13 protein-coding genes are annotated in these 12,456 nt (G+C 73.0%); 7 read left to right on the top strand and 6 right to left on the bottom strand.

Features of this window, described 5'->3' with window-relative positions; all coding sequences use genetic code 11:
- Nucleotides 1–2: 2 nt before the first annotated feature.
- Nucleotides 3–476: an NfeD family protein gene (locus tag O3438_RS32370; protein ID WP_088988621.1), complete on the bottom strand. Its 474-nt coding sequence runs from the start codon at nucleotides 474–476 to the stop codon at nucleotides 3–5.
- A 113-nt stretch (nucleotides 477–589) separates the two neighbouring features.
- On the opposite strand from O3438_RS32370, the gene O3438_RS32365 reads away from it, so the two are divergent.
- Nucleotides 590–1,903, top strand: a complete 1,314-nt coding sequence (locus O3438_RS32365) for a serine hydrolase domain-containing protein (protein ID WP_269683270.1) — start codon at nucleotides 590–592, stop codon at nucleotides 1,901–1,903.
- A gap of 175 nt (nucleotides 1,904–2,078) precedes the next feature.
- Here O3438_RS32365 and O3438_RS32360 read toward each other — a convergent pair whose 3' ends face one another.
- Complete coding sequence (locus O3438_RS32360) at nucleotides 2,079–2,891, bottom strand: DUF3097 domain-containing protein (protein ID WP_269683269.1); 813 nt, start codon at nucleotides 2,889–2,891, stop codon at nucleotides 2,079–2,081.
- Between the two features lie 305 nt (nucleotides 2,892–3,196).
- Between O3438_RS32360 and O3438_RS32355 the strand changes: the two genes are divergently transcribed.
- Complete coding sequence (locus tag O3438_RS32355) at nucleotides 3,197–3,991, top strand: hypothetical protein (protein WP_088991540.1); 795 nt, start codon at nucleotides 3,197–3,199, stop codon at nucleotides 3,989–3,991.
- A 338-nt stretch (nucleotides 3,992–4,329) separates the two neighbouring features.
- Here the strand turns inward: O3438_RS32355 and O3438_RS32350 are convergent, their stop codons facing one another.
- The 4 genes from O3438_RS32350 to fabG form a co-directional block, all read right to left on the bottom strand.
- Nucleotides 4,330–5,109 (bottom strand): HAD-IIA family hydrolase, encoded by a 780-nt coding sequence (locus O3438_RS32350; RefSeq protein WP_088988620.1) that lies wholly within the window; start codon nucleotides 5,107–5,109, stop codon nucleotides 4,330–4,332.
- Nucleotides 5,102–6,154, bottom strand: a complete 1,053-nt coding sequence (locus O3438_RS32345) for a ferrochelatase (RefSeq protein WP_269683268.1) — start codon at nucleotides 6,152–6,154, stop codon at nucleotides 5,102–5,104. Before O3438_RS32345 ends, O3438_RS32350 begins: the two co-directional genes overlap by 8 nt.
- Before the next feature lie 99 nt (nucleotides 6,155–6,253).
- Nucleotides 6,254–7,021 (bottom strand): enoyl-ACP reductase FabI, encoded by a 768-nt coding sequence (gene fabI / locus O3438_RS32340; RefSeq protein WP_269683267.1) that lies wholly within the window; start codon nucleotides 7,019–7,021, stop codon nucleotides 6,254–6,256.
- 29 nt (nucleotides 7,022–7,050) lie between these two features.
- Nucleotides 7,051–7,755, bottom strand: a complete 705-nt coding sequence (gene fabG, locus O3438_RS32335; RefSeq protein ID WP_145779920.1) for a 3-oxoacyl-ACP reductase FabG — start codon at nucleotides 7,753–7,755, stop codon at nucleotides 7,051–7,053.
- Nucleotides 7,756–7,909: 154 nt separating this feature from the next.
- Between fabG and O3438_RS32330 the strand changes: the two genes are divergently transcribed.
- The 5 genes from O3438_RS32330 (at nucleotide 7,910) to O3438_RS32310 (ending at nucleotide 12,331) form a co-directional block, all read left to right on the top strand.
- Entirely contained in the window at nucleotides 7,910–9,139 is a 1,230-nt protein-coding gene (locus O3438_RS32330; RefSeq protein WP_269683266.1) for a sensor histidine kinase, read from the top strand.
- Nucleotides 9,136–9,798, top strand: a complete 663-nt coding sequence (locus O3438_RS32325) for a response regulator (protein WP_145779918.1) — start codon at nucleotides 9,136–9,138, stop codon at nucleotides 9,796–9,798. Before O3438_RS32330 ends, O3438_RS32325 begins: the two co-directional genes overlap by 4 nt.
- A 99-nt stretch (nucleotides 9,799–9,897) precedes the next feature.
- Nucleotides 9,898–10,824, top strand: coding sequence for an alpha/beta hydrolase (locus tag O3438_RS32320; RefSeq protein WP_269683265.1), 927 nt, complete (start codon nucleotides 9,898–9,900; stop codon nucleotides 10,822–10,824).
- Nucleotides 10,821–12,053, top strand: coding sequence for an acyltransferase family protein (locus O3438_RS32315; RefSeq protein ID WP_269683264.1), 1,233 nt, complete (start codon nucleotides 10,821–10,823; stop codon nucleotides 12,051–12,053). The genes O3438_RS32320 and O3438_RS32315 overlap by 4 nt, the downstream gene beginning before the upstream one ends.
- A 122-nt stretch (nucleotides 12,054–12,175) precedes the next feature.
- Nucleotides 12,176–12,331 (top strand): hypothetical protein, encoded by a 156-nt coding sequence (locus tag O3438_RS32310; RefSeq protein ID WP_167524799.1) that lies wholly within the window; start codon nucleotides 12,176–12,178, stop codon nucleotides 12,329–12,331.
- Nucleotides 12,332–12,456: the final 125 nt, after the last annotated feature.

The raw sequence follows: 12,456 nt of genomic DNA, 5'->3' as shown, positions 1-12,456 counted from the left end.
GTTCACCCTCTCGCTTCCGGCAGCTCGCCGGGGGAAGAAACATCGTCCTGCCACACCAGGGCGGTCGCGCCCCGGACCTTTATCACCCGAACACGTTGACCGGGGTCGTGAACCTGCGTCGTGTCGTACGACCGGGCGGTCCACAGCTCGCCGTCGATCTTGACGAGACCGTGCTCGGCGTCCACCCGTTCCAGCACCAGCGCCGTGGAGCCCTCGATCGCCTCCACGCCGAACGGCTGCTCACCGCTGTCCAGCGCGGACCGTTGGTGCCGCCGGATGACCGGCCGAGCCACCACCAGGCTCAACGCCGACACCACAGCGAAGACCAGCGCCTGCACCGCCACCGGCGCGCCCAGAGCGGCGGCCCCGGCGGCGGCGAACGCACCGACCCCGAACATGATCAGAAACAGCGTCGTCGTGAAGATCTCGGCGACCGCCAGCAACACACCCAATACGATCCACACCACCGCGTCCACCCCACGATCGTGACACGCAAATGCACGCGCGGCCTCCTCGCGAAGATCAGTAGGCTCGGCGAAGCCCTCTCTGACCGTGATCCGGGCGCCCGAGCCGACCCGAGGAGACCCCGTTGCCCCTGCTGCCCGAGACCGCCCGACAGATCGACGACCAGGTCGCCCAGGCACAGCGCGACGGGCACGCCCCGTCGCTGGTGATGGGCGTCGTCCGCGACGGCACCCTGACGCACGTGGCCACCGCCGGCGAGCACCCCCGCCCAGACGTCGACCTGCAGTACCGGCTCGGCTCGATCAGCAAGACCATGACCGCGACCCTGATCATGCAGCTGCGCGACGCCGGCCGGCTCACCGTCGACGACCCGCTGGAGAAGCACCTACCGGGCACCGGCCTCGGCACGCTCACCGTGCGCCAACTCCTCGGGCACGCCAGCGGCCTGCAACGCGAACCCGACGGCGACTGGTGGGAGCGGGCCGAGGGCGTCGACCTGCCCACCCTGCTCGCCGGGGTCACCGCCGACAAGATCGCCTACCCGCCGCACGCCACGTACCACTACTCCAACCTGGCGTACGGACTGCTCGGCGGAGTGCTCGAAGCGCTCACCGGAACACAGTGGGTCGACCTGCTCGGCCAGCGCATCCTCACCCCGCTGGGCATGGGTCGCACCACGTACGACGCGACCGAGCCGTACGCGCGCGGCTACGTCGTACACCCCTGGCACGACACCCTGCGCGAGGAACCGCGCACCGACACCGGCGCGATGGCCCCCGCCGGGCAGCTCTGGTCCACGATCGAGGACCTGGGCAGGTGGGCCGCGTTCCTGGCCGACCCCGACCCGTCGGTGCTGGCCGCCGGCACACTGACCGAGATGTGCTCCCCCGTCGTCATCAGCGACCACGAGGCCTGGACCCACGGGCACGGCCTCGGCCTGGAGCTGTTCCGGGAGGGCAACCGGGTGTACGTCGGACACGGCGGATCGATGCCCGGCTACGGCGCCTCGCTGGCCGTACACCGGCCCAGCCGTACCGCAGTGGTCGGCCTGGTCAACGCGTACACCCTGCGCAACGTGCACCTCGGCGCGCTCGGACGGCGGCTGCTCACGATGGTGTTGGACACCGAACCCGCTCCGGTCGCCCCGTGGCTGCCGGCCACCACCCCACCGCCCGCCGAACTCGCCGAGCTGACCGGCCGCTGGTGGTGGATGGGCACCACCATCGAGGTGTACGCGGACGCCGACGGCGACCTGCGCGCCGGCCCGGTCGGCGCACCGAACCTCCACTTCGTCGCCGAGGGCCCCGACCGCTGGCGTGGACGAGCCGGTGGGCAGGACGGCGAGATCCTCACCGTGCACCGCGACGAGCAGGGCCGGGCGGTCGCGCTGGACATCGCCACCTTCGTCTACACCCGCACCCCCGACCAGGAGCCCTGAGAGCACGCCGCCCAGCCCTCGCCGCGCCCCGCCCCTCCCTCGACCGCCCTACCTGCAAGATCCGCACAACATCAGGGATGTTGCTGCCTCCGAACGCGGTGAGACAGCAACATCGGGGAAACTGCGCGGATCTTGGGGCGGGCGGCGGGCGGGCGATGCGGGGCGGGGCTGCGGGTCAGGCTGGTTCGGTGACGAAGTCGATGAGGCGTTCCATGGCGTTGATCAGTGGGGTTTCCACGTCGGCGAAGCTGTTCACCCGGGACAGGATGTGCCGCCACATGTCGGCCGGCTCGGCCACCCCGAGGGCCGCGCAGACCCCTTCCTTCCACGGTCGCCCCGGCGGCACCACCGGCCACGCCGCGATGCCCAGCGCCGTCGGCTTGACCGCCTGCCAGACGTCCACGTAGGGATGGCCGGTCACCAGCACGTACGGCGAGGTCACCCGGGCCACGATGCGGCTCTCCTTGCTGCCCGGCACCAGGTGGTCGACGAGGACGCCGAGTCGTCGGGTCGGGGCGGGGCCGAAGTCGCGTACGTCGGCGTCGAGGTCGTCGATGCCGTCCAACGGCTCCACGACAACGCCCTCGATGCGCAGGTCGTCGCCCCAGATTCTCTCGACCAGCGCGGCGTCGTGGATGCCCTCCACCCAGATCCGGCTCGCCTTGGCGACCTGCGCCCGGACGTTGTCCACCGCCACCGAGCCGGACGCCGTGCGTCGACGGGCCGCCGGCACCGGCGCGCGGGTCGGCCGGCGCAGGGTGACCGGGCGACCGTCGAGCAGGAACGCCGCGGGTAGCAACGGAAAGTTGCGCCGTTTGCCGTGCCGGTCCTCCAACACGACCGCGCCGGCTTCGAAGCCGACCACGGCGCCGCAGAACCCCGAGTCGGCGTCCTCGACCACGAGGTCCGGTTCGGCGTCCACCTCGGGGGTGACCTTCCGCCGCCGCCAGTCCCCCGCCAACACGTCTTCGCCGTATCGCCCCGCCATGTCGATCACGCTAACTCCCCGGCTTCCACGCCACCTCCCGACACACCGCCCCCAGGTTCCCCACCACACCGGGCCCGGCGCAGCCCTGGCCTCGTCGATCATGGAGTTGTGGTGCTCCACAAACCCCCCAAGAGCCGAGTATCGCCCACCACTGCTCCATGATCGACGCGAACGGGGGCGGACGACGGGGCGGGAGGGGTTTGGGGCGGGGGCAGGGAATGGGGTGAAGGGAGCAGTTCGGGGCAGGGCGGGCGGCCGGAGCGGCAGTCGAGACACGGCCGGTGGTGACCACGTACCCTTTCGGCATGTCCACCCCCGCAACGGGCGCGGCCACACTCGCGCCGCGCCGGTCGAGCCGGTTCGTTGCCTGGGTGCGCGCGTGGCGCGCCGGGTTGGTGCCGTACGACGAAGTCGCCGACGCCATCGCCGGCGACGAGGAGCACCTCGTCGCGGACGCCCCCGGCACCTGGACCGACGTCCCGCTGGGCGCCGCGCTGCCCACTCTGGCCAAGCTCTCCCCGGACGAGATCCGCTTGGTGCTGCCCGCGCCCGGCGACCCTCGGGGCTTGCCCGGGCCCGGTGACTTCGCCGGTGCGGCGCTGGTCGCGGGCGAGGCGGTGGTGGCCGGCGGGCTCGGGTTGATCCCGGAGGTCCGCTCGCACACCTCCGGTTCGGGGGATTGCTTCGAGACCGTGCTGTGGCGGGTGTACCCGCTGCCCGCCAACGCCCCCGCCGCGTCACTGTCGTTGCCCGGCGCCGCCGAGGCGGAGGCCGAGCTGGCCGCCGCGCTCGCCGAAACGACCGCCGCGTTGACCCGCCTGGACGTGGCCCAGTGGCGGCCCGAGCTGGCCGGCGCGCTGGCCGCGCTGCGCCGCCCCGACGGTGCCACCGACCTGCCACCGGGGTTCGACCCGCGGGCCCGTCGGCTCTTCGCCCGGGCCGCGGTGCTCGACCGGGTGCTCGCGCTGGCCGGGCACGCCGCCCCCGGGGGCGCGATCAACAACTACGAGGCCCAGCAGCGCGACGCCGCGTTGCGTCCGCTCACCGCAGCCTGCCGGCAGGCGCTGGTCGCAGCCTGCAACGCCCCGCTCCGCCCCTGACCGGTCACCCGCGAGGGCCGCTTGCCGAGCACCGTACCGGTGTTCGCCGGGGTGACGCTCCGGGTCGACGGCCGGTTGGCCGAAAGCGATATACCTCAGAGGTATTTATATGACTCAGAGGTATATCGCTCGAATGCGTCAACCGTCGCGGGGCGCAGCTCCGCCGGAGGCCCCACGCGCGCCCGCCTTGCATGATCGCGCTCGATCATGGATGAGTGGCCTCCGGCGCGGACGGTGACCACTACATCCTGGTTGCAGCGCGATCACTCGGGGGGCAGCGCCGCCGGCGCGCAGCGCAGCGCGGCGCAGCGCGGCCAGCCGGTCAGCCGGTCAGCCGGTCAGATCTCGTCGAGCAGGTCCGCGACGGAGTTGACGATCCGGGACGGCCGGTACGGGTAGCGCTCCGCCTCGGTACGGCTGCTGATCCCGGTCAGCACCAGGATCGTCTCCAGCCCGGCCTCCAGGCCGCACAGGATGTCGGTGTCCATCCGGTCACCGATCATCGCGGTGCTCTCCGAGTGCGCGTTGATCGTGTTGAGGGCCGAGCGCATCATCATCGGGTTGGGCTTGCCGACGAAGTACGGCTCCACCCCGGTGGCCTTGGAGATCATGGCGGCGACCGAGCCGGCGGCGGGCAGGGCGCCCTCCACCGACGGACCGGTCACGTCGGGGTTGGTGCAGATGAACCGGGCGCCGTCGTTGATCAGGCGGACCGCCTTGGTGATCGCCTCGAAGCTGTAGGTACGGGTCTCGCCGAGCACCACGTAGTCCGGGGCGAAGTCGGTGAGCACGTAACCGACCGCGTGCAGGGCCGTGGTCAGTCCGGCCTCACCGATGACGTACGCGGTGCCGCCCGGCCGCTGGTCGGCGAGGAACTGGCCGGTGGCCAGGGCCGACGACCAGATCGACTCCTCCGGCACGTCGAGCCCCATCCGGCTGAGCCGGGCCGTCAGGTCGCGCGGGGTGTAGATGGAGTTGTTGGTCAGCACCAGGAACGGTTTGCCGGAGGCGCGCATCCGGTTGATGAACTCCGGCGCGCCGGGCACCGGTTGGCCCTCGTGCACCAGCACGCCGTCCATGTCGGTCAGCCAACTCTGCACGGGCTTACGGTCATGCATCGGTTCCCCCAGCAGGCGTCGGGCGACGGGTCGGCACACAGCAGACGGTCGGGCAGGTGTCCCACATCGGCAGGTCGCCGAGGCGGCGGCGCAGCTGCGCGCCGTCCGGGTCGGTCCGCTCGGTGACCAACTCCCGCACCATGGTCACGAAACGCGGATCGACGCCGGGGGTGGCTGCCCGGACGAAGTCCAGGCCGAGCTGCTTGGCCGTCTCCAGTGCCTCGGTGTCCAGGTCCCACACGACCTCGAGGTGGTCGGAGACGAACCCGATCGGGCTGACCACCACGCCGGTGGTGCCGCCCTGCGCGAGGGTGGCGAGGTGGTCGTTGACGTCCGGTTCCAGCCACGGCACCTGCGGTGGGCCGGAGCGGCTCTGCCAGACGAGGTCGTACTCCAGGTCCGGTGCGGCTGCCTCGGCCACGAGCCGGGCGGTCTCGCGGAGCTGCGCCTCGTACCGGCCGCCGTGCGGGCCGGCGTTGGCCGCCATCGAGGTGGGGATGGAGTGGGCGGTGAAGACCAGCCGGGTGGTGGCCCTCTTCGCCGGGTCGAGCTGGCCCAGGGCCGCCCGGACCGCGTCGACGTGCGGCTCGACGAAACCGGGGTGGTCCCAGAACTGGCGCAGCTTCTCGATCACCGGGGCGTCCGGGCCGACGGCGGCGCGAGCGGCGGCGATGTCCTCCTGGTACTGCCGGCAGGACGAGTAGCCGCCGTACGCGCTGGTGACGAAGGCCAGCGCCCTGGTGACCCCGTCGTCGCGCATCTGGGTGACGGTGTCGGCGAGCATCGGGTCCCAGTTGCGGTTGCCCCAGTAGATGGGCAGGTCGACACCGTGCGCGGCGAAGTCGGCGCGGACGGCGGCCAACAGGTCCCGGCACTGCTGGTTGATCGGGGACACCCCACCGAAGTGCTGGTAGTGCTCGGCGACCTCGGCCAGCCGCTCCGGCGGCACACCTCGGCCGCGGGTCACGTTCTGCAGGAACGGCATCACGTCCTCGGGCCGCTCCGGGCCACCGAAGGACACCAGCACCACCGCGTCGTACGACATGCTGTCATTCTCGCCCCTGGGCCGGGACGTCCCGGCGACGCCCCCTGGTCCGGACGTGTGGGTCACGCGGACGGTGGCCAGGGAGCGCCGTGGGGAACGTCAGGCGCCGATGGCGTGGTAGCCGCCGTCGACGTGCACGATCTCGCCGGTGGTCGCCGGGAACCAGTCGGACAGCAGCGCCAGGCAGGCCTTCGCGGCGGGCTCCTGGTCGGTGAGGCTCCAGCCCAGCGGGGCCCGTTCGGTCCAGGCGTCCTCGAACTGGTCGAAGCCGGGGATCGACTTCGCGGCGATGGTGCGCAGCGGCCCGGCGGCGACCAGGTTGCTGCGGATGCCCTGCTTGCCCAGGTGCAGGGCCAGGTACCGGGATGCGGACTCCAGACCGGCCTTGGCGACGCCCATCCAGTCGTAGACCGGCCAGGCCTTCGTCGCGTCGAAGGTCAGGCCGACGACCGCGCCGCCGGGCGACATCAGCGGCAGCGCCGCCATGGCCAGCGACTTGTACGAGAAGGTGGAGACGTGCAGGGCCGTCGCCACGTCCTCCCACGGCGCGTCGAGGAAGCCGCCGCCGAGGCAGCTCTGCGGGGCGAAACCGATCGAGTGCACGACGCCGTCGAGGCCGTCGACGTGCTCGCGTACCCGGTCGGCGAGGCTGGCCAGGTGCTCGGCGTTGGTCACGTCGACCTCGATCACCGGGGCCGGCTCGGGGAGCCGCTTGGCGATCCGCTCGACCAGGGAGAGCCGACCGAAGCCGGTGAGCACGACCTGCGCACCGTTCTCCTGGGCGAGCTTCGCCACCGAGAAGGCGATCGAGGCGTCGGTGATGACACCGGTGACGAGCAGCCGCTTACCGGCGAGCAGTCCGGACATCCGGGGGTTCCTCCGTACGTAGATGGGGGTCAGTGGCCCATGCCGAGGCCGCCGTCGACCGGGATCACGGCGCCGGAGACGTACCCGGCGCTGTCGGACGCCAGCCAGGTGACCACCCCGGCGACCTCGTCCGGGCTGGCCATCCGGCCGGCCGGGATCGACTTGCGGATCTCCGCCTTACGGTCCTCGGACAGGCCGGAGGTCATGTCGGTGTCGATGAAGCCGGGCGCCACCACGTTCGCGGTGATGTTGCGGCTGCCCAGTTCCCGGGTGATCGAGCGGGCCACGCCGACCAGACCGGCCTTGCTGGCGGCGTAGTTGACCTGCCCGGCACCACCGGCGAGACCGACCACCGACGAGATGAAGATCATACGGCCCCACTTGGCGCGGAGCATCTTGCCGGAGGCGCGCTTGGCGACCCGGAACGCGCCGGTGAGGTTGGTGTCGACCACACCGGTGAACTGCTCCTCGGTCATCCGCAGCAGCAGCGTGTCGGCGGTCATGCCGGCGTTGGCGACCAGTACCTCGACCGGGCCCAGCTCGGCCTCGACGGCGTCGAACGCGGCGTCGATGGAGGCGGCGTCGGTGACGTCGGCGCGTACGCCGAACAGCCCCTCGGGCGCGTCGCCGCTGCGGTGGGTGACCGCCACCCGGTCGCCCTGCTTGGCGAAGGCCTGCGCGATGGCGAGGCCGATCCCCCGGTTGCCCCCGGTCACCAGCACGGTACGGGCCACTGTTCCCCCTTGCTCAGCTGATCTCAGTCGCAGGCGAGCCTAGGCGTTACCCGCAGGTAAGCGCTAACGGGAGCCGCGTCACACCGGGGTACGACGCGGGGATCAACCCCTGGTGGCACGCCTCGTGACGGGGTCGGCCCGTAGCCTCCGGGTGGTGAACTGGCGACCGATCACCCTGGCCCTCGAGGGCCTCCGGCAGACCCTGTGGGGCCGGGACGCCCCGCCCGGTCGGCCGCTGCTGGCCCGCTGGCCCACGCTGGTCCCGTACGCCGCCCCGGTCGGCCTGCTGGCCGCGCTCGGCCTCTTCCTGATCACGCTGACCGTGGAGAGCGAGTGGGGTCTGCCGCCGCCGGTCGCGCTGCTGTTCGCGGCGATGACCGTGGCGCCGCTGCTGGTGCTGCCCCGGCGTCCGCTGCTGGCGTGGCGGCTGACGGTGCTGGCCCTGCTGATCTGCACGTTCAACGCGCCGGCCGATCAGGCCTGGCCGTGGACCCCACCGCTGGCGCTCGGCTCGATCGCGGTGCTGGCGGTGGTCGTCGCACGGGTCGACCGGCCGGTGCTGGCCTGGGTGGTGGCGATCAGCACGGTGCCGGTGTTCACCCTGGTCCACCCGGACAACCGGGTGCCTGTCCTGCTGATGCTCGGCGCGTTCGCGATCGTCGGCGACCTGTTCCGGCGCAACCGGCTGTCCCGGCGCGAGCTGGCCGCGCAGACCGAGCGCAACGAGCGGGAGCAGGAACGCCGGGCGGTGCTGGAGGAACGCACCCGCATCGCCCGGGAGCTGCACGACGTGGTGGCCCACCACATGTCGTTGATCGCGGTGCAGGCGGAGACGGCCCCGTACCGGCTGACGGACGTACCGGCCCCGACGGCTGCCGAGTTCGTCGCCATCGCCGCCTCGGCCCGCGACGCGCTGACCGACATGCGGCGACTGTTGGGGGTGCTGCGCAGCGAGACGACCGGGCCGGAGACCGCACCACAGCCGGACCTGACCGACCTGGGCGCGATGGTCGACGCGGCACGCCGGGCCGGGCTGCCGGTCACCCTGGACGCTGGGCCGGCAGACGACGGGCGGGTGCCCGCGCCGGTCGGGCTGGCCGCGTACCGCATCGTGCAGGAAGGCCTGGCCAACGCGGCCCGACACGCGGCCGGCGCCGCGGTGCGGGTCACCGTCCGCGTCGGTCCTGCCGGTTTGACGGTACGCGTCGAGAACTCCCCGTCCGACGCCCCACCGACCGCCGACGGCGACCCCGGGCACGGCCTCACCGGTATGCGGGAGCGGGCCACCTCACTGGGCGGTACGTTCACCGCCGGGCCGCTGCCCGACGGGGGTTACGCGGTGGCGGCGGAGTTGCCGTACGACGCTGAGGACGGGGACCGATGATCCGGGTGTTGATCGCCGACGACCAGGCGATGGTCCGACAGGGCTTCGGTGCGCTGCTCGCCGCCCAACCGGACCTGCTGGTGGTGGGGGACGCCGCCGACGGCGCGCAGGCCGTCACCGCCGCCCGCCACCTCGACCCGGACGTGGTGCTGATGGACGTGCGGATGCCGGTCATGGACGGGCTGGCCGCCACCCGCAAGCTGCTCGGTGACCGCTCGGCGCAGCGACCCCGGGTGCTCATCCTCACCACGTTCGACCTGGACGACTACGTGTACGAGGCGCTGCGCGCCGGGGCCAGCGGCTTCCTGCTCAAGGACGCTCCGGCGGCCGATCTGGTGCAGGCGGTGCGGGTGGTGGCGGCCGGGGACGCGCTGCTCGCCCCGGCGGTCACCCGCCGGCTGATCGCCGAGTTCGCGGCCCGGCCGGAGCGCCGCCGTCCGCGCCCCACCGACCTGGCCGGGCTCACGCCGCGCGAGACCGAGGTACTGCGGTTGATCGCCCGGGGCCGCAACAACACGGAGATCGCCGCCGACCTGGTGGTGGCCGAGCAGACGGTGAAGACACACGTCGGGCGGATCCTGGCGAAGCTGGGGCTGCGCGACCGCGTCCAGGCGGTGGTGCTGGCGTACGAGACCGGTCTGGTGGCCGCCGGGGAGTAGCCCCGTGGAGCCAGTCCGCAGACGGCTCCCCGGGATGACGACCAAACCACGGCCGCCCGCGCACTCTCCCTCCGGACGACATTCCGGAGGGAGAACGTGATGCGACGACGAGGTGCCGGTCGGGTGGCGGTGGCCGCGCTGCTGGGCGTGAACCTGGTGCTGCCGACCCGACCCGAGCCGGTCATGGCGGCGGGGTTCGTCGAGGCGTACCCCGTCACTGCGGCGGCGATGCGCGCGGCCGGCCCCCCGTACGCGCAATGGGCTGCCGACGGACGCCGGTTCCTGACGTTCGACACGCGTGGCGACGGCCGCGCGGTGGAGGTGTTCGGCGACCTGGCCGGCGCGGATCGGATCGCGGTGCTGGTGCCGGGGGTGGGCAGCACCCTGGCCGACTTCGACAGGGGGTTGGGCGGGGTGGCTCGCCGCGCGCCGGCGGTGCAGGCCGGGCAGCTGTACCGGGAGCTGCGGGCGACCGAGCCGGCGGCGCGGGTGGCGGTGCTGGCCTGGCTGGGTTACGACCCGCCCGACGGGGTGCTGACCGCCGCCGGTGGCGGCAGCGCCCGGCGCGGCGCGGCCGGGTTGGTCGTGCTGCTGCGGGAGCTGGCCGCTCGACGTCCAGCGGCGACGATCACGCTGCTCGGGCACAGCTACGGGGCGCTGGTGGTGTCGCTGGCGGCGGCCGACGCCCCCACCCAGGTCACCGACGTGGTCACTCTCGGCGGTGTCGGCGCCGGAGTGCAGCATGCGGACGACCTGCCCGGCCGGCGGCGGTTCTGGGCGGCGGAGGCGCCGAACGACTGGATCCGCCGGGTGCCGTCGGTACGACTGCTCGGCCTGGGTTTCGGCCGCCGTCCGGGCGACGAGGCGTTCGGCGCGCGCCCCCTCCCGGTGGGCGGGGTGGCCGGGCACGACGGTTACCTCGCAGCCGGCAGCGCCACGCTGGTAGCGGCGGCGACGGTGGTGCTCGGCGGCTCCGACGCGGTGGCGCTCGGCACCGTCGCCGGCCGGAGCGGGGACGCCCGGTGAGCCGGGACCGTGCCGTCGACGCGTTGCGGGCGTACGCGATCGGCGGGGTGGTGCTGGGACACTGGCTGGTGACCGGACTGGTGCTGACCGGTGACGGTGGGCTGCACCAGGCCAGCCCACTGACCGCGCTGCCCGGTCTGTCTCCGGTGACCTGGGTGTTGCAGACGCTCGGGCTGTTTTTCTTCACCGCCGGATTCGGGTCGACCCGGTCGTTGGCGCGCCACCGTGGACGGGCGGGCGGTTGGCTGGCCCGTCGGCTGCGTCGGCTGCTGCTGCCGACGGTGGCGCTGCTCGGGGTGGGCGCGACGGTGCTGCTCGCCGCCACCGTCGCCGGGACCTCGGACGACACGCTCGCCGTCGCGCTCCGGCTCGCTGTCAGTCCACTGTGGTTCCTGGTGCCACTGGTGTTCCTGGTGGCGGTGACCAGCCCGCTGCGCACCGCCGTACGACGCTTCGGGGTGGCACGGATCGTCGCACCGGCGGTGGCGGTGGTCGCGGCGGTCGACCTGACCGTGCGTCTGCTACCGGCCGGCACCGACGTGCCACCGGTCACCGTGTTGGCGGCCTGGTCGGTGCCGTACCTGCTGGGGGTGGCGCACGCCGACGGGCGGTTGGGCGGCCGGTGGGTGGCGGGCGCGCTGGCGGCGGGCGGGGCCGCCGCGCTCGGGGCGTTGCTGGCGCTGGGTTATCCGGTGAGCGCGGTGGGGGTGCCCGGGGCCGGGGTGTCCAACCTGAACCCGCCGTCGCTGCTGGCGGTGGCGCTGGCGGTCACCCAGGTCGGGTTGGGTCTGCTGGCTCGGCCGACGCTGGAGCGGCTGCTGACCCGGCCACTACCGGGCCGAGCGGTGTCCGAGGTGAACCGGCACGCGGTCCGGATCTACCTGTGGCATCAGCCGGTCCTGGTGACGGTGACCGCGCTCACCGCACGCGGCGGGCTGACCCTGCCGGGGCTGCACACCGCTCCGGACAGCACGGGCTGGGTGCTGGCTCGTTTCGGCTGGCTTCCGCTGCTGGCCGCGGTGCTGGTCACCGTCGTGCGGACGGGACGACCACGAGCACCGCGACGACCGGGCGGTGGAGGGGTTGCCGGCCGGTCGGCCGAGTACGCTCCGATGGCGTCGCCGGTGTACGATCATCGACGTTCCGGCCCGCCCGACTTGCAGGAGGTGATCGCTGTGCGAGATAGCGATCCTCCCAGTCGTGGCCGGGCCGATGGTCAGTCCCGCTGAGCCACGACTCAGTCTGGTGAGCTGACCCAGCTTCGCTCCCGACCACCTCGGCCCACGCCGAGGTGTGTGCCGCGCCGCCCGACTCCGGGCGGTCGCCGGGAGCCGCCCGGTCACGACTTCGTGTGCGCGTCCCCACCCCCTGCGGTCCGCCCCCGCATCGCGGACCGTCCAGCCGCCACCCGGAGCCGTCCATGAGCCGCTACGTCGCCCCGCTGGGCTTCACCCTCGCCGCCGTCTGGGTGGCCGTCGTCTTCGTCCTGGCCGGCGGCGGTCACTGACCGACTGTGCTGACCGACAGTCACTGACCGACTGTGCTGACCGACAGTCACTGACCGGCTGTGCTGACCGGCGGTCACTGACCGGCTGCGCACTCGTTCCGGTCGTCCACTGCGGGCGGCCGGCG

Origin of the sequence: Micromonospora sp. WMMC250 (assembly GCF_027460215.1) — a bacterium.
GTDB classification, from domain to species: Bacteria; Actinomycetota; Actinomycetes; order Mycobacteriales; family Micromonosporaceae; genus Micromonospora; species Micromonospora taraxaci.
Note: the sequence above shows the minus strand (reverse complement) of the source record. Positions and strands in the feature narration are given on the sequence as shown.

Bases quoted from the DNA above. Each gene is read 5' to 3' on its own strand.
- fabI (WP_269683267.1), bottom strand. From the start codon at position 7,021: ATGTCCGGACTGCTCGCCGGTAAGCGGCTGCTCGTCACCGGTGTCATC.
- O3438_RS32320 (WP_269683265.1), top strand. From the start codon at position 9,898: ATGCGACGACGAGGTGCCGGTCGGGTGGCGGTGGCCGCGCTGCTGGGC.
- O3438_RS32350 (WP_088988620.1), bottom strand. From the start codon at position 5,109: ATGCATGACCGTAAGCCCGTGCAGAGTTGGCTGACCGACATGGACGGC.
- O3438_RS32355 (WP_088991540.1), top strand. From the start codon at position 3,197: ATGTCCACCCCCGCAACGGGCGCGGCCACACTCGCGCCGCGCCGGTCG.
- O3438_RS32345 (WP_269683268.1), bottom strand. From the start codon at position 6,154: ATGTCGTACGACGCGGTGGTGCTGGTGTCCTTCGGTGGCCCGGAGCGG.
- O3438_RS32360 (WP_269683269.1), bottom strand. From the start codon at position 2,891: ATGGCGGGGCGATACGGCGAAGACGTGTTGGCGGGGGACTGGCGGCGG.
- O3438_RS32325 (WP_145779918.1), top strand. From the start codon at position 9,136: ATGATCCGGGTGTTGATCGCCGACGACCAGGCGATGGTCCGACAGGGC.